The 16,230-nt window shown below is 64.3% G+C and carries 15 protein-coding genes; 9 read left to right on the top strand and 6 right to left on the bottom strand.

The window, feature by feature from the left end:
• The first annotated feature begins 183 nt into the window (after positions 1–183).
• From SO139_RS26265 to SO139_RS26250, 4 genes are all read left to right on the top strand, one after another.
• Positions 184–1,107: a LysR family transcriptional regulator gene (locus tag SO139_RS26265; protein ID WP_498540863.1), complete on the top strand. Its 924-nt coding sequence runs from the start codon at positions 184–186 to the stop codon at positions 1,105–1,107.
• Positions 1,108–1,242: 135 nt separating this feature from the next.
• The gene (locus SO139_RS26260) at positions 1,243–2,292 is read left to right on the top strand and encodes an alpha/beta fold hydrolase (RefSeq protein WP_498540862.1); all 1,050 of its coding nucleotides are present in this window, start codon (positions 1,243–1,245) and stop codon (positions 2,290–2,292) included.
• Positions 2,293–2,432: 140 nt separating this feature from the next.
• Positions 2,433–2,588, top strand: coding sequence for a hypothetical protein (locus SO139_RS26255; RefSeq protein ID WP_498540861.1), 156 nt, complete (start codon positions 2,433–2,435; stop codon positions 2,586–2,588).
• A gap of 120 nt (positions 2,589–2,708) precedes the next feature.
• A complete protein-coding gene (locus tag SO139_RS26250) occupies positions 2,709–3,638 on the top strand; it encodes an aspartyl/asparaginyl beta-hydroxylase domain-containing protein (protein ID WP_449379091.1) in 930 nt (309 codons plus the stop codon).
• 99 nt (positions 3,639–3,737) lie between these two features.
• Here SO139_RS26250 and SO139_RS26245 read toward each other — a convergent pair whose 3' ends face one another.
• The 5 genes from SO139_RS26245 to galE form a co-directional block, all read right to left on the bottom strand.
• Positions 3,738–4,565 (bottom strand): amino acid kinase family protein, encoded by an 828-nt coding sequence (locus SO139_RS26245; RefSeq protein WP_498540860.1) that lies wholly within the window; start codon positions 4,563–4,565, stop codon positions 3,738–3,740.
• Between the two features lie 13 nt (positions 4,566–4,578).
• The gene (locus SO139_RS26240; protein ID WP_498540859.1) at positions 4,579–5,391 is read right to left on the bottom strand and encodes an amino acid kinase family protein; all 813 of its coding nucleotides are present in this window, start codon (positions 5,389–5,391) and stop codon (positions 4,579–4,581) included.
• Between the two features lie 249 nt (positions 5,392–5,640).
• A complete protein-coding gene (locus tag SO139_RS26235) occupies positions 5,641–6,342 on the bottom strand; it encodes a fumarylacetoacetate hydrolase family protein (protein ID WP_449379094.1) in 702 nt (233 codons plus the stop codon).
• Between the two features lie 35 nt (positions 6,343–6,377).
• Entirely contained in the window at positions 6,378–8,186 is a 1,809-nt protein-coding gene (locus tag SO139_RS26230) for an ABC transporter ATP-binding protein (protein ID WP_498540858.1), read from the bottom strand.
• Between the two features lie 117 nt (positions 8,187–8,303).
• Positions 8,304–9,317 (bottom strand): UDP-glucose 4-epimerase GalE, encoded by a 1,014-nt coding sequence (galE, locus tag SO139_RS26225; RefSeq protein ID WP_449379096.1) that lies wholly within the window; start codon positions 9,315–9,317, stop codon positions 8,304–8,306.
• 127 nt (positions 9,318–9,444) lie between these two features.
• Here galE and SO139_RS26220 point away from each other — a divergent pair, with 127 nt between their 5' ends.
• Entirely contained in the window at positions 9,445–10,482 is a 1,038-nt protein-coding gene (locus tag SO139_RS26220) for a glycosyltransferase family 4 protein (RefSeq protein WP_498540857.1), read from the top strand.
• Positions 10,483–10,734: 252 nt separating this feature from the next.
• Positions 10,735–11,058 carry a hypothetical protein gene (locus SO139_RS26215; RefSeq protein ID WP_498540856.1) on the top strand — a complete coding sequence of 108 codons (324 nt, stop codon included), beginning with the start codon at positions 10,735–10,737 and terminating at the stop codon, positions 11,056–11,058.
• A gap of 125 nt (positions 11,059–11,183) precedes the next feature.
• Here the strand turns inward: SO139_RS26215 and waaF are convergent, their stop codons facing one another.
• Positions 11,184–12,254: a lipopolysaccharide heptosyltransferase II gene (gene waaF / locus SO139_RS26210; RefSeq protein ID WP_498540855.1), complete on the bottom strand. Its 1,071-nt coding sequence runs from the start codon at positions 12,252–12,254 to the stop codon at positions 11,184–11,186.
• Between the two features lie 211 nt (positions 12,255–12,465).
• On the opposite strand from waaF, the gene rfaD reads away from it, so the two are divergent.
• Genes rfaD through SO139_RS26195 form a run of 3 tightly spaced genes read left to right on the top strand, consistent with a single transcriptional unit; the run spans position 12,466 to position 16,224 of the window.
• A complete protein-coding gene (rfaD, locus tag SO139_RS26205) occupies positions 12,466–13,446 on the top strand; it encodes an ADP-glyceromanno-heptose 6-epimerase (protein WP_498540854.1) in 981 nt (326 codons plus the stop codon).
• 25 nt (positions 13,447–13,471) lie between these two features.
• Positions 13,472–14,944, top strand: coding sequence for a D-glycero-beta-D-manno-heptose-7-phosphate kinase (gene rfaE1 / locus SO139_RS26200; protein WP_498540887.1), 1,473 nt, complete (start codon positions 13,472–13,474; stop codon positions 14,942–14,944).
• On the top strand, positions 14,941–16,224 hold the full coding sequence (locus tag SO139_RS26195) for an O-antigen ligase family protein (protein ID WP_498540853.1): 1,284 nt from the start codon (positions 14,941–14,943) through the stop codon (positions 16,222–16,224). Before rfaE1 ends, SO139_RS26195 begins: the two co-directional genes overlap by 4 nt.
• Positions 16,225–16,230: the final 6 nt, after the last annotated feature.

Raw genomic sequence — 16,230 nt, 5'->3', positions numbered from 1 at the left:
CAATCGGCTGGCGACTGGCTCGCCGTGACACGTACGCTGCGGTGAGGTCTGCGCGAATACGCGCTGTCCGGCAGACACTCTTTCGCGGCGCGATCGAATGGCGGATCAGCCCTTGCGGCGGTTGTCGTGCCGCGCGCGAGCGCCTAGCTTGCGGTCGGACTTTGCTGGGGCAACGGAAGGCGCATGGATCGTCTCGACGCGATGAAGGTGTTCGTCCTTACGGTGGAGGAGGGCAGCCTTGCTGCTGCTGGCCGCAAACTCGGTCGGTCGCCGGCCGCGGTGAGCCGTGCCATCGCCTTCCTGGAAGAGCGGGTCGGCACCGAGCTCCTGCACCGCACGACGCGGTCGATCAAGCTCAGCGAGGAGGGCGAGCGTTATGTCGAGATCTGCCGCCGCGTGCTGACCGAGCTGGAGGAGGCCGACGATATCGCGGCGGGGCCGCGTGCCGCGCCGCGCGGAACGCTTGCGATCACTGCGCCTGTGGTCTCCGGCGAGATGGTGCTGCGGCCAATCCTCGACACGTTCCTGGATGCTTACCCGACGGTGTCGGCAAAACTGTTGCTGTTCGACCGGGCGGTCAACTTGATCGAGGAGGGCATCGACGTGGCGCTCCGCATCGGTCCTCTCTCGGACTCCGCGATGGTCGCGATGAAGCTCGGCGACGTGCGCCGTGTCGTGGTGGCTGCTCCGCGATATCTCAACCAGCATCCACGCATCGTGCAGCCCGGCGATCTCGCCAAGCATCAGATCGTCGCCATGGCCCACCTGCCGAATTCCTGGACGTTTGCGCCGGAGCCCGGCTCGGTGGTGCCACGAACTGTTCAGTTCACGCCGCGGCTCGTGATCAACAGCACCTATGCAGCGGTCGCTTCCGCCGTCGCCGGGCGCGGCGTCGCGCGGATGTATTCCTATCAAGTCGCCGAGCAGGTGCATCGCGGCGAGCTCGACATTGTGCTTGCCGGCGACGAGGATCCCGAAATGCCCGTGCACCTGATTTCGCCGCAGGGCCGGCTCTCGGTCCCGAAGGTGCGGGCCTTCACGGATTTTGCCGTGCCGCGGTTGAAGAAGCAGTTCGCGGTTCTCAAGAAGGCCATCGACACTCGCTGAATTGTGACTCGTTCGCCGCGCGAAGAGTGTTTATCGCAGACCGGCCATTTGGCGCGTCTTGATCGCGCGTACATCCGTCGCGATTCAGCGGCTGCTCGGCCGCATTGCGCGCCTTTCCAAATGCAGGAGATGAAGATGTCAAAAGAGATAAACAGAGAGCGTCGTCGTTTCCTGACCACTGCCGCGATTGGCGTCGCCGCACCATTCGTTCTCGGCAGCGCTGCCGCCGCGCAGTCCGGCAAGGCGAGCCCCTCGACCTTGCCCGCGATCAAGCCGGGTACGAACACGTCCTTTGCCGCGATCAAGCAGATCGATGCCGGCGTCCTCAACGTGGGATACGCCGAGGCCGGTCCGGCCGACGGTTCCATGGTGATCCTGCTGCATGGCTGGCCCTATGACATCCACAGTTTCGTCGATGTCGCGCCTGCGCTGGCGGAGGCCGGTTTTCGCGTCATCGTGCCGCATCTGCGCGGCTATGGCACGACGCGCTTCCTGTCGGGCGAGACGATGCGCAACGGCGAGCCCGGGGCGCTCGCCGTCGACCTCGTCGCGCTGATGGACGCGCTCAACATCAAGCAGGCGACGCTCGCCGGCTACGATTGGGGCGGGCGGACCGCCAACATCATTGCGGCGCTCTGGCCGGAGCGCGTCAAGGCGATGGTCTTAGTCAGTGGCTATCTGATTTCCAGCCAGGCGGCGGGCAAGATGCCGCTGCCGCCGGCTGCCGAGCTGCAATGGTGGTATCAGTTCTATTTCGCCACCGAGCGCGGCCGCGAAGGCTACGCGAAGAACACGCATGATTTCGCCAAGCTGATCTGGAAGCTCGCCTCGCCCAAATGGCATTTCGACGACGCCACCTACGACCGTAGCGCGGCCTCGCTCGACAATCCCGATCATGTCGACGTCGCGATCCATAATTATCGCTGGCGGCTCGGGCTGGCCGAGGGCGAAGCAAAATATGCCGAGGTCGAGCAACGGCTGGCGGGCCTGCCGGTGATCACCGTGCCGACCATTACCATGGAGGGCGATGCCAATGGGGCACCGCACCCGGAGCCCTCCGCCTACGCGAAGATGTTTTCCGGCAGGTACGAGCACCGGACGATCACCGGCGGCATCGGGCACAACCTGCCGCAGGAAGCGCCGCAGGCCTTTGCCCAGGCGGTCGTCGATATCGCCGCGAGCTGACGGGCCGACCGCGCCATGCGTTGTTTTGCGTATTCGAGGCCGGAGATGAATCGGCCATGCTGCCCAAACGGTTAACGCCGGATTAACCGGCGCCTCCTAGGCTCTCTCGGCCGGGGTGCTCGCTAACTAAGGGTAGCCCAATGGAAGCCCAGAAGATCGCGGTCGACGCCGTTGTCGCGCTGACCGATTGTGACCGCGACGCCGTCGCCACCTTCATCCGCCGGTTCTATCTCGAAGGCGTCAGGGACCCCAAGCGCCTCACTTTCAAGGGGCTGCAGGCGCTCGCGCGGGCCTGATCGCAGTCCCAGCCGTCTCAACTGTCTGTGCCGAGAACGGCGGAACCCGCCTGCGGCGCCTTGCCGCTGACGGCGGGCCCGGCTACACGAGACGCGGCTGGGTCACTTGGGATCGGGGAAATGCTGAAACAGCTCTTTGCGCCGCAACTTGTCATCCTCTATGTGCTTGCGGCATCAACGATTTACGTCCACTTCCGGGGCAAGCAGCGGCTCCGCTTTGCGCGCCAGCTTGGCGATCATTCGACCTATCTCGCACCCTACAACGTGCTGATGTATGCCGGCTCGGCGGTGCCGAACAAGCCGGTGATCTCGGTCGAGCAGTTTCCCGAGCTGAAGCCACTCAGCGAGAATTGGGAGACGATCCGCGACGAGGCGGTGCGCCTGTTCGATGAGGGCTTCATCCGCGCCGCCGCCAAGAACAACGACTGGGGTTTCTATTCGTTCTTCAAGAGCGGCTGGAAGCGCTTTTACCTGAAATGGTACGATGACTTCCTGCCCTCGGCGCGCACGCTGTGCCCGAAGACGGTGGAGCTTCTGAACTCGATTCCGTCGGTGCATGGCGCGATGTTCGCGATGCTGCCGCCCGGCGGCAAGCTCGGCGCGCACCGCGATCCCTTCGCCGGATCGCTGCGCTATCACCTCGGCCTCGTGACGCCGAACTCGAACAAGTGCCGGATTCTCGTCGACGGCGTCGAATGCGTCTGGCGCGACGGCGAAGCCTTCATGTTCGACGAGACCTTCATCCACAGCGCCGAGAACGCGACCGACGTCAACCGCATCATCCTGTTCTGCGACGTCGAGCGCCCGATGAAGTTTGGCTTCATGACCGCGATGAATCGCTGGGTCAGCCATCACATCGTCAAGGCGTCGGCGACCCAGAACGTCGATGGCGAGAGCGTCGGCGTGCTCAACAAGGTGTTCGGCAAGCTCTACGAGATCCACCTTGCGAGCCGCAAGGTCAAGGAATGGAACCGCAACGTCTACTACACGCTGAAATATTCGCTGACGGCGTTGATCCTCGGTCTCATCGTGATGTCGGCGTTGAAGTGATCGAAGCGCGTAGGGTGGATTAGCGCAGCGTAATCCACTGATTGCAAGAAGCCCCGGAGCGTGCTCCGGGGCTTTGTTTTCGTGGACTTGGCGGTGACGCTACGCCGGGCGGGCGCCGGTCTGAATGATCGTCCCCACGTGCTGGCCGCGCAGCGCCGCCGTGAGCCGGCCCGGAACGAGACCATTCACGACCTGCACGCGCGCGATATGCCGCGCGTTCGCCATCACTTCGAGCAGCGCGGGATCGAACGGCAGCGTGCCCTTGAGCTTGTCAAGCTCGGCGACGTTGGTCTCGCGCAGCAGCTCCGCCTTCTTGCCGTCGGCGCCATTGGGATCGACGGTATAGACGCCATCGACGTCCTCGACGATCGTCAGCCCCGCGGCCCCTAGTGCGTCGGCGAGCAGGAACGCGCCGGTGTCGGCCCGATGCAGCGGGATGCGCGAGGTCGGGAATTCGTGATGGTGGTACGGCGGAAACGCGCTGCCCACGACCGCGCGGGCGGCCGAGAGATGAATGGCGAGCTGGCTCGCGATGGTGGGGTGCTCGACATAGGAGACGCCTTCCGGCGCGAGCAGGCTCGCAAGGATATGGCCGTTCTGGCCGGCCTCGCTCGCGGCGAGCGGCGCGAGCGACCCGACGGGGAGCCCGAGGTCGAGGCCGACGCTGTAGAGATGGCGGGCGCGGACGCCGGCGCCGGTCAGAATCAGCAGGCGATGCTCCGATAGCAGCGAGCGCAGCTCGTCGACGAGCGGGAGAATCGCTTCATGACCGCGATCCATGAGGCGGCCACCGATCTTGACGACCTGCACCCAGGGCAGAAGCTTGATCGGGCGGCTACCTGCAACCGGGCGCGTGAGATCGCCGTCGAGAAGGGTCTGGCGTGCGAGCGGCGAGGCGACGTGCTTGATCTGGTTGGTGACAGTCATGGCGCTAATCTCTTCAGCTCGCAGTGATGATGGTGCCGACATGCTCGCCCGCGAGCGCGCGGGTCAGATTGCCGGGAACGAGGCCATTGACGATCTGCACCTCGCGGACATGGCGCGCTGAGGCGAGGAGATCGAGCACCGGGAATTCCAGGATCGAGTCCTGCAAGCCCTTGGCCTTCATTTCAGCCACCGAGATTTTTGGGATGAAGGTGGCGCTCTCTGAGGTCTTGGGATTCGCGGTGTAGAGGCCGTTCTCGTCCTTCACATAGATCATCGCCTTGCAGCCGAACTGCTCGGCCACGAGGAAGCAGCCGGCGTCGGTGCGGTAGGGCGGAATCACACCCTCGGCCGCGGGACGCATCCACAGGCTATAGGGCGGCATGCCGCTGAAGATGACGGCGTTCACCTCGGCGAGGAACAGCGGCACGGACGAGAGCCCGGCGCTGCTGACCGCGGAGATGCCGTGCTTGGCGAGGAGTTGCCCGAGCATCGCGGCGTTCTGATCGGCAACGGAGGCGCCGAGCTGCGAAAGCACGCCAGCCGGCAGGCGAAGCCCCGCCGCGATCGAATAGAGATGCCGCGCGCGGGTGCCTGCGCCGGTCCCGATCAGGAGCTTGTGGGCCTTGCGCGCAGCGATGATCTCCTCGACCAGCGGATAAACCGCGGCGCGGCCGCGATCGATGACGCTCTGCCCGCCGATCTTGATCACCGTGGCATCCGGCAGGATCCGGAAGTCCGGAGCTGCTTCCGACGCCGCGACGAGCTTGGGATCGGTGAGCGAGCGCTGCATCAGGAGTGCTTCAAGCTCCGTGGTCGTGTTCGGCATCCGAGACATCCTCTCGTTTCAGCGCATTCGCGATGCTGGCCCGCCGGCCGAGCCCCGGGATCAGTCTAATATAGAAAAGCCCCGGAATGCACTCCGGGGTCCTGATTCCCAGTGCGTAGGTGGATTAGCGAAGCGTAATCCACCTTTCGACTGGAGCAACAATCGACGTGCTCAGTTGCCACGCGCCCATGGTGGCGGATTATGCTTCGCTAATCCGCCCTGCGCTCCGAGCTTGACGCTGTGCGAGTTTCACTCCGGCTGGCCGATCGAGACCTTCAGCGTGCCGACGCCGTCGACGCCGCATTCGAGCTCGTCGCCGGGCTGGAGCTGCGACACGCCGGCGGGCGTGCCGGTCAGGATGATGTCGCCGGCAGCGAGCTTCACCTGCTGCGAGAGCTGCCAGATGATCTCCGGCACGTTCCAGATCAGCTCGGTGAGGTCGCCCTTCTGGGCTTCCTTACCGTTGACGGTGAGCCAGATCTTGCCCTTCGACGGATGACCGATCTTCGAGGCCGGCTGCACCGCGGAGCAGGGCGCCGAACCGTCGAACGACTTGCCGATCTCCCAGGGCCGCTCCTTCTTGCGCGAGGCGATCTGGAGGTCGCGGCGGGTCAGGTCGATGCCGACGGCATAGCCGTAGACATGGTCGAGCGCCTTCTCAGCGGGAATATTGAGACCGCCGCTCTTCATCGCGACGACCAGCTCGACCTCGTGATGCAGGTCCTTGGTGAGGGGCGGATAGGGGATGGTGGCGCCATCGGGCACCAGCATGTCGGCGTGCTTGGCGAAGAAGAACGGCGGGGCGCGCTCGTCATTGCCCATTTCGCGGATGTGCTCGAGATAGTTGCGGCCGACGCACCAGATCCGGCGCACCGGATAACGGCCGGTCTCGCCGACGACGGGAAGCGAAGCCTGAGGCGGAAGCGGGATGACGTAGGAGGCGGCGTTCATGAAGCGATCTCGCTGCTCTTGGGTGATAAGAATTCCTAAGCGGTTGCGCTGATTGGCGCCAGCCCCAGCGGGCTGGTGTCGTGATGCTGGAGACGGAAGAACGAGGCGTAGCGGCCCGAGCGGCGCAAGAGCTCGTCATGCCGTCCGCGCTCGACGATCTCGCCGCCCTCGACCACCAGGATGGCGTCCGCGTGCATGATGGTGTGCAGACGGTGCGCGATCACGATGGTGGTGCGGTTCCGGCAGAGATGCTCGATCGCCTCCTGCACCTGCTTCTCGGATTCGGAATCGAGCGCGGCGGTGGCCTCGTCGAGCAGGATGATCGGGGCGTTCTTGAGCAGCGCGCGGGCGACAGCGATGCGCTGGCGCTGGCCGCCTGAGAGCTGCGTGCCATGCTCGCCGACCGGCGTGTCGTAGCCGAGCGGGAAGCCCATGATGAAATCGTGAGCGCAGGCCGCCTTGGCGGCATCGACGATCTCATCTTCGCTGGCGCCAGACCTGCCGAAGGCGATGTTGTTGCGGATGGTGTCGCGGAACAGATAGACGTCCTGGCCGACATAGGCGGTCTGCGCGCGCAGCGATTTGCGCGACACCGACGCGATCGGCTGGCCGTCGATCAGGATGTCACCCTGCGTCGCCTCGTAAAAGCGCAGCAACAGCGCCAGCACGGTCGACTTGCCGCCGCCGGAAGGGCCGACCAGCGCGGTGACCTTGCCGGGCTCGGCAGTGAAGCTCATGCAGTTGAGCACGGTCTCGCCCGCGCGGTAGGCGAAGCTGACATCGCTGAGCTCGATCCGCGCGTCCGACAGTTTCAGTGCCGGCTTGTCGTCATCGGATTGCTCGCTCGCCGGGCTGTCGACGACTTCGAGCAGCATGCGCGCGCCGACGAGCTGGCTGTTGAGGTCGATGTTGAGCCGCGCCAGCCGCTTGGCCGGCTCGGTTGCCATCAGGAACGCGGTCATGAAGGAGAAGAACTGCCCCGGGGTGGCACCGAGTGCGACCACGCTGTAGCCGCCATAGAGCAGGCAGCCGGCGACAGCGAAGCCCCCCAGCATCTCCATCAGCGGATTGGAGCGGTTGGCGACGCGCGCCATCTTGTTGGCGTTGCGCTCCACGACTGCGATGTTCTCGTCGATGCGGCTTTGCATCGTGTCTTCCAGCGTGAACGCCTTGACCGTGCGGATGCCTTGCAGCGATTCCTGCATGGTCTCCAGGATGTCCGCGGTGCCGGTGAACTGGTTGTAGGCGAGGCCCTTGATACGCTTGACCAGCTTGCGCAGCACCAGCATTGCCGGTGGCACCGCAACGAGGCCGATGAACGACATCAGCGGATCCTGCCACACCATCACGCCGATCATGGCGAGCAGCATCAACAGGTCGCGCCCGATCGCGTTGACCAGCATGTTGAGGACGTCGGTGATCGATTTGGCGCCGGCGGTGAGGCGCGCCAGGAATTCCGAGGAGTGCCGCTCGGAGAAGAAGCCGATGCTTTCGCGCATCAGCTTGGCGAAGAGCTGCCGCTGGTTGGTGGCGAGGATAGCGTTGCTGATCTTGGTCAGGATCACCATGTGGCCGTAGGTCGCCACGCCCTTGATGAACAAGAGGATCACCGTCACGCCGGACAGCATCGCGATGCCGGGAACGTTCTTGTCGACATAGGCCTGGTTGATGACCTGGCCGAGAACGTAGGTCGCGGCCGCGGTCGCCCCGGCGGCCGTTGCCATCAGCGCGAAGGCGACCAGATAGCGCCGCCAATAGGTGATCCCCTGTTCCATGACAAGGCGGCGAATCAGGATCGCTGCCGCATAGGGATCGTCGGTGATTTTCTTTGGAAACTGGGCCATCCGTAGTCCATTGACGGCCGGGGGCAAGCCTGCCCGCGCGTCAGGGATCGAATGGCCTCTGTGCCCGCTCAGACGGGGTTTTTCAAGCCCAATTAAGGACTTGCAAACCTAACGATTCTAGGCCGACGCCGCCTGGCGAAGCTCGCCGTGGCGCTCGCGGAACAGCTGTTCCTCCCAGGCCAGCGCATGGGCCGCAATCGTTTCGAGGTTCTCATATTGCGGCTTCCAGTCCAGCACGCTGCGGATGCGGCTGGTATCGGCGACCATGGTCATGATGTCGCCGGGCCGGCGCGGCGCGTACTGGACCGCAAAGCTGCGCCCGGCAACCCGACGCACGGCATCGATTGTCTCGAGCACGGAATAGCCGCGGCCATAGCCGCAGTTCAGCGTTATCGAGGGGCCGCCGCGGCGCAGGTAAGCCAATGCCGAGTGATGCGCCTGCGACAGATCGGTGACGTGGATGAAGTCGCGGATGCAGCTTCCGTCCGGTGTCGGATAGTCGGTGCCGAACACGTCGATCTTGGCGCGCTGGCCGGTGGCGGCTTCGACTGCGATCTTGAGCAGATGCGTGGCGCCGACGGTGGCGAGCCCGATGCGCGCCTGCGGATCGGCGCCGGCCACGTTGAAATAGCGCAGCACGACATATTGCATGCCGTAGGCCGAGGCGACGTCGTGCAGCATGATCTCGGTCATCAGCTTCGAGGAGCCGTAAGGCGAGAGCGGACGCGTCGGCGCCTGCTCGGGCACCGGCACCTGGTCAGGATTGCCGTAGACGGCGGCGGTCGACGAGAAGATGAAGCGGTTGATACCGCGCTTGACTGCGACATTGAGTAGGTTGCGTGCGGTCATGAAGTTGTTGCGGTAGTAGCCGAGCGGATCGCGCATCGACTGCGGTACCACGACCGAGCCTGCGAAATGGATGATGCTGTCGATGTTGTGCTGGGCGATCACACCTTCGACGAGGTTCTCGTCGCCGGCGTCCCCAATGAACAGCGGCACGCCTTCCGGCAGGTAAGCGGAAAAGCCCGTGGAGAGATCGTCGATCACGACGACGTCCTCGCCGGCTTCCGCCAGCGCCAGAACCGTGTGACTTCCGATATAGCCGGCACCGCCGGTGACAAGCACAGTCATGATCTCACCCGTCTTGCGATCATCCGGTGATGCTAACGTTTGCGTGGTGAAGAGGGGGTATCGGCGCGGCTGAACTGGTCACTATGCTTAATGTTGCGTATAGGAGCCGCACGAAACGGAGCGTGACGTGGCCAATTTCCCGGGCGATCTCGAACTGATCGTGCCAAATGTGCACAGGCGCTATTCCGGCGTGACCGCGACCAACCGGATGGTCGCGCCGCGCCTGGCAAGGCTGTTTCGCGCCGCCTGGTTCGGCTCCGATGCGCCGGAGGGGATCCCGCGCCTTGGCGTTGCCGACTTCCTGAAACTATGGCGCCGGCGCGCGCCGCTGATCTGGCACGCGCGCCGCAACAACGAGATGATCGCGGGCGTGCTGCTGCGCGCGCTCGGCTGGCCCTTGAAGCTGGTGTTCACCTCGGCCGCGCAGCGGCATCATAGCTGGATCACGCGCTGGCTGATCCGGCGAATGGACGCGATCATCGCAACCTCTGACGTCTCGGCGTCGTTCCTGAAGGTGAAGGCGATCGTGATTCCGCATGGCGTCGACACCGACATCTACGCGCCGCCTTTGGATCGCGGCGCAGCGTTTGCGGAAGCCGCGCTGCCGGGTCGCTACGCGATCGGCTGCTTCGGCCGCGTGCGTGCGCAGAAGGGCAGCGATGTCTTCGTCGATGCGATGTGCCGCCTGTTGCCGCACCATCCGGATTTCACCGCCGTCATCGTCGGTGCGATCACGCCGGAGCAGATGCAGTTCGCGAATGATCTGAAAAAGCGGATCGAGGCCGCCGGCCTGCAATCGCGCATCGTCATCACCGGCGAGCTGCCGATCGAACAGGTACAGCGCTGGTATCAGCGGCTGACGATCTACGCCTTCACCTCGCGCAACGAAGGCTTTGGCCTGACGCTGATCGAGGCGATGGCGGCGGGCAGCGCGCTTGCAGCGTCACGCGCCGGCGCGGCCGAGCTCGTAGTCGAGGACGGCGTTACCGGCGTCTTGATGCCGCCAGGCGATGCGGATGCGCTGGTCGCCGCGCTCGAGCCGCTGATGCGCGACCCAGCCGCCGCGCTGGCCATGGGCGCGCGCGGGCGGGCACGGGTGCTCGAACGGTTCAGCCTGGATGCCGAAGCGGCCCGGATCGGCAACGTCTATCGTCCGCTGCTCTGAACCGGCGCTTTCGGGGGTCGGGACAAAAAACTCGAAAACAACCCCATGCAAAGTAGCGGTGAGGGTTGGGGCAACAACCTACGGGTTTTGCGAAATCGTTCGCCGCCACGGGCAAATTGCCAAACAGGCATCATCGCAGAAGTGATCGAGCTCGCACCGCGTCACCGGCCGCGGGCTTTGTTGGTTTTCGACGTCCTTGACACATTGTTCTTGTTTTGTTCTTATTCTGCCATCCCTGAAGTGGAGACGGCCATGGACAATCGCATCAACGAAATCCGAAGACTTATCAGGGCGTTACGCATGAGTATGCTGGAGGCTGAAGCTATCATGCGTGACCAGATCAACCGGGATGAGGGCTGCGCCTTCGTGGCGCAGGAGATCATGAAGATGCGCTCGGTCATGAGCCTGCTGGTCCAGGAGCGGACAGCGGTCGGAGATACCGATCCCATTCTCGTCAATAGTTTTTTCCTTCCCCGTCGGCGGTCGGCAGAGAAGTCTGTTGCTCGGCCACCTCTCCCCAGCGGGGAGAGGCCGGATTGCGCAGCAATCCGGGTGAAGGGCTGCGGCGCTCAGTGAGACTGTAACCCCTCACCCGGATCGCATCTTTCGATGCGATCCGACCTCTCCCTTCGGGAGAGGTGATCTGGATCCTCGACTCACTTCCGATTCCAACCAAAAACCATCCCGCTTCAGTGCGCTTGTCACGTCGTGGCGCGTGCGCCGCTTTCGCTGAGCACGCGCTGCGCGATGGCGACGACCTCGGAGGCCGCGATGTCGCGCATGCAGCGGTGGTCGTTCATCCGGCAGATCGTGCTCTGGCAAGGCTGGCAGGAAAGGATCGACTTGTTCTGCACGACGGTGGCGGCAAGGCCGTTGAGCGGCGCCCAAAGGTAAGGGCTGGTCGGGCCGAAGATGCCCATGGTCGGCGTGCCCAGGGCGGCTGCGATGTGCATCAGTCCGGAGTCGTTGGAAATGGCAACGCCGGCTGCCGCCATCGCGAGCACGCCGTTGCGCAAGTCCGTGCCGGTCAGGTCGCGCACGCGCGGCCCACCGGCAGCGACGATCTCCTGTGCCATGGCCTTCTCGCCGGGGCCGCCGACCACCCAGACTTCCAGGCCCTTCTCCACGAACTGGCGGGCCGCTTCCGGATAGTAAGTCCAGCGCTTGGAGGCGCCGACCGATCCCGGCCCCAATGCGACTGCGGTGACCCCGGTCAGGCCGTTCGTCTGGCGCCAGCGTGCGACCTCCTCGGGCGGAACGCGCAATTGCGGCACCGGCCATTCCGGCGGCAGCGGCGCGCCGTCGGGCTGGGCGAGCGAGGCGTTCTTGTCGATGAAGCGGGGTAGCCGTTTCTCGCCCCAGCGCCAGCGGTTGATCAGGCCGAATCGGAATTCGCCGACGAAGCCGACCCGTTCGGGGATGCCGGCCAGCGCGGGCGCGATGGCCGCCTTCCAGGTCCGGGGCAGCACCAGGGCGGTGCCATAGTTCCGCTCGCGCAGCAGCCCTGCGAGGCCGAATTGCCTGGTCACGGCGAGCCGGCTGCGCGGTAGGTCCCAAGCGATTCCCTCTCGCACGCCCGGCATGTAATCGACCAGCGGAGCGCAGAGCGGGGTGGTCAGGAGGTCGACCGGCCGATTCGGCCAGCGCTCCTTCAGGACCCGCACCACGGTATGGTTCCGAACGAAATCGCCGATCCACATGTAGGGGATGATCAGAATCGGCCGCGTGTCGGCCGGATCCTCAAATCCACTAAATTGCGAATATTCGTTCATTTGTTAATGGGGCCCAGGTGACGTCGACAGGGTCCGTTCGGTAGCTGCTCTGCACAGGCAGGACAAGGCGGGACAGTTCCGATCCCCAAAACCGCTTACACTTTGGCGGATCATGCGCTACGGCAGGGCTTGCGACGGGTTCTTGGGTCGTTTCTTGGTCAGTTCCTTGGGCCGTCGCACTGAATTTGGCAAATCGGGCAGGGACGGTTGAATGTTGCTGGTGACCGGCGGGGCCGGTTTTATCGGATCGAACGTCGTGGCGGCGCTCAATGATGCGGGCCGCAGCGACGTGGCGGTCTGCGACCTCCTTGGCCACGAGGGCAAATGGCGCAATCTCGCCAAGCGGCAGCTCGCCGACATCGTGCCGCCCGCGGAGCTGATCGACTGGCTGAGCGGGCACAAGCTCGATGCCGTGATTCACCTCGGGGCCATTTCCGAGACAACCGCGACGGATGGCGATCTCGTCGTCGAGACCAATTTCCGTCTGTCGATGCGCCTTCTGGACTGGTGCACTGCGAACGCCGTGCCGTTCATCTATGCCTCATCAGCCGCCACCTATGGCGACGGCGCGGAGGGCTTCGGCGATGACGCCTCGCTCGCCGCGCTGAAGGCGTTGCGGCCGATGAATCTCTACGGCTGGAGCAAGCATCTGTTCGATCTCACTGTCGCCGGGCGCGTCGCGCGCGGCGACAAGCTGCCGCCGCAATGGGCGGGGCTCAAGTTCTTCAACGTGTTCGGCCCGAACGAATACCACAAGGGCACGATGATGAGCGTGCTGGCGAAGCGCTTCGACGACATCAGGACCGGCCGCGTCGTGCAATTGTTCAAGTCGCATCGCGAGGGCATTGCCGACGGCGATCAGCGGCGTGATTTCATCTATGTCGACGACGTCGTGCGGGTCATCATGTGGCTCCTTGCAACGCCCTCGGTCTCCGGGTTGTTCAATGTCGGAACCGGCAGGGCGCGCAGCTTCAAGGACATGATGCTCGCGGCCTACGCGGCGCTCGGCACGAGGCCCAACATCGAATACATCGATATGCCCGAGACGATCCGGGGCAGTTATCAGTATTTCACCCAGAGCGAGGTCGATCGCCTGTGCCGCGCCGGCTATAACGGCGGCTTCACGGCGCTCGAAGATGCGGTGACGGCCTATGTCAGGGGCTACCTTGACCGGCCCGACCGTTTCCGCTGAGGCGTTGAGGACCATGCAGACGCCCATCTTCGATTTCGATACGCTCGCGGAGGCCGTCGCTGGCCGCACGGTGCTCTGCATCGGCGATCTCATGCTCGACGAATTCGTCTATGGCGAGGTCTCGCGGATTTCGCCGGAGGCGCCGGCGCCCGTCATCGTCGCGCAGCGCAGCGAGACCCATATCGGCGGCGCCGGTAACGTGGCGCGCAACATCGCGTCCCTCGGCGCGCGCTGCATCTTCGTCGCGCTGGTCGGCGAGGACGAGGCGGGGGCGCGGCTCAAGGGCGCGCTGACGGAGATCGCCCGCATTGAAAGCGTGCTGGTCAGCGATCCCTCGCGCCCGACCACGCGGAAAGTGCGTTTCGTCTCCGAACATTTTTCCACCCACATGCTGCGCGCCGACTGGGAGCAGGCGGTGCCGGCCTCCCCCGAAATCGAGCTGAAGCTGATCGAGGCGATCCTGCCGCAGATCTCGCGCGCCGACATCGTGCTGCTCTCCGATTACGCCAAGGGCGTGCTGACCGCGCGCGTGATCCGCAACGTGATCGACGCCGCGCGCAAACTCGGCAAGCGCGTGATCGTCGATCCCAAGAGCCTCAACTGGGCGATCTATCGCGGCGCCACCCTGCTCACGCCCAACCGCAGGGAATTTGCCGAGGCGACCCGCAGCCGCGCCGACACAGTCGGGAGCATCACCGAAGCCGCGCAGGACGTGATGCGGCTTGCCGATTGCGAGGCGATCCTGGTGACGCAAAGCGAGCACGGCATGACACTGGTGCCGCGCGAGGGCGAGGCGGTCCACGTGCCGGCCTATCCGGCGAAGGTGCGCGACGTCTCGGGCGCCGGCGACACCGTCGCTGCCGCGCTTGCCGCGACGCTCGCGACAGGCGCCGATTGGGATACGTCGCTGCGCATGGCCAGTGCCGCCGCTGCGGTCGCGGTCGGCAAAAAGGGCACCGCGAGCGTGAGCGCGGCCGAGCTGCGGCGAAAAATCCTGCCGCATGCCTTTCTCGCGGCCGAGGAAAAGATCGTGCTCGCGCCCGCCGCGCTTGCCGAGCAGCTTGCGGAGTGGCGCAAGCAGGCTCTGCGCGTTGGCTTCACCAATGGCTGCTTCGACATCCTGCATCCCGGCCACGTCAAGGTGCTGACCGCGGCACGTGCGGCCTGCGACCGCCTCGTCGTCGGCCTGAACAGCGATGCCTCGGTGCGCCGGCTGAAGGGCGAGGACCGGCCGGTGCAGAACGAGCTCGCGCGAGCCGAGGTGCTGGCCGCGCTCGAAGCCGTCGACCTCGTCGTCATCTTCGAAGAGGACACGCCGATCGATCTGATCACCGATATCAAGCCGAGCGTGCTGGTGAAGGGCGGTGACTACACCCGCGAGCAGGTGGTCGGACATGAGGTCGTCGAAGCCGCGGGCGGAACGGTGGTGCTGGTCGACATCCTCAGGGGATTCAGCACGACCGCACTCGTCAACCGGGCGCGGGGAGGGATGACGTGACGACGCTGGCGCGGGAAACCACCGGTGCAATGGTGCTCCGCCGACTGCGCAGCCCCGCTGCGTGGGGTGAGACCGTGGACCTGTTCGCGATCCTGACCGCGGCCTCGCTGCCCTGGTCGACGTCGCTCGCTGCGATCTTCAATGCTCTCATGCTGGTCTGCATGGTGCCGTTTCTCGATGTCAGGGATTTCCTACAATCGTTAAAGCGGCCGATCTGTGCGGCGCCGATCGCCCTGTTCCTGCTCGCGCTGGTCGGAACGCTGTGGTCGGATGCGGCCTGGGGTGCGCGGCTCTATGCCGTGAACCCGACCGTCAAGCTGCTCGTGATCCCGGTCCTGCTTTATCATTTCGAGCGCTCCGCGCGCGGACAGTGGGTGTTCGTTGCCTTTCTGGTTTCCTGCGCGCTGTTGTCGGTGATGTCCTGGCTTGTCGCCTTCAATCCCGCACTCTCGATCAAGCCCGGAAATGACGAGCGTGGCATCTTCGTCAAGAATTACATCGACCAGAGTCAGGAATTCACGCTGTGCGCGGTGGCGCTCGCCTATCCGATCGTGACTTTTTTGCGGGATAAGAGATATTGGCTTGCGGGACTGCTCACCGCGCTCGCGCTGAGCTTCTTTGTGAACATGGCATTCGTGATTGTTTCTCGCACGGCGCTACTTACGGTACCAATCATGCTGGTGGCGTTTGCGGTGCTTCACCTGAGGTGGCGGAGCATTCTCGTCGTTCTCTTGGTCTCACTGGTCCTCGCAATGCTAGCGTGGCAGACCTCATCTCAGCTTCACAACACTATTGATACGTTTTCAAGCCAGTATCGGCTTTATATGGAGCAGGGCAGTTCGACGTCGATCGGGCAGCGGTTGGAGTTCTGGCGAAAGTCTCTGACCTTCTTCGCGGAAGCGCCCATCAAGGGACACGGTACCGGTTCGACGCGCAGTCTATTTGAGCAAGCTGCGACCGGCGATCGCGGGCAAGCCTCCAGCGAAGTGATCGGTAATCCGCATAACCAGACGCTGAACGTGGCGGTGCAATGGGGGCTCATTGGAATCGTCATCCTGTACGCGATATGGCTGTCTCATCTCCTCTTGTTTCGGGGTGATCAACTTGCCAACTGGATTGGACTTTTGGTTGTGGTCCAGAATGTCTTCACTTCACTATTCAACTCCCATCTATTCGATTTTCACGAGGGATGGATGTACGTGCTCGGTGTTGGCGTTGCGGGCGGTATGGTCATCAGAGCGCGGCGTTCTGAGACGAAGGTGGGAGAAGCCCGTGCTTGAAACTTG

The sequence above is a fragment of the Bradyrhizobium sp. UFLA05-89 genome, from assembly GCF_059803475.1.
This window is presented reverse-complemented; position numbering and strand designations above follow the sequence as displayed.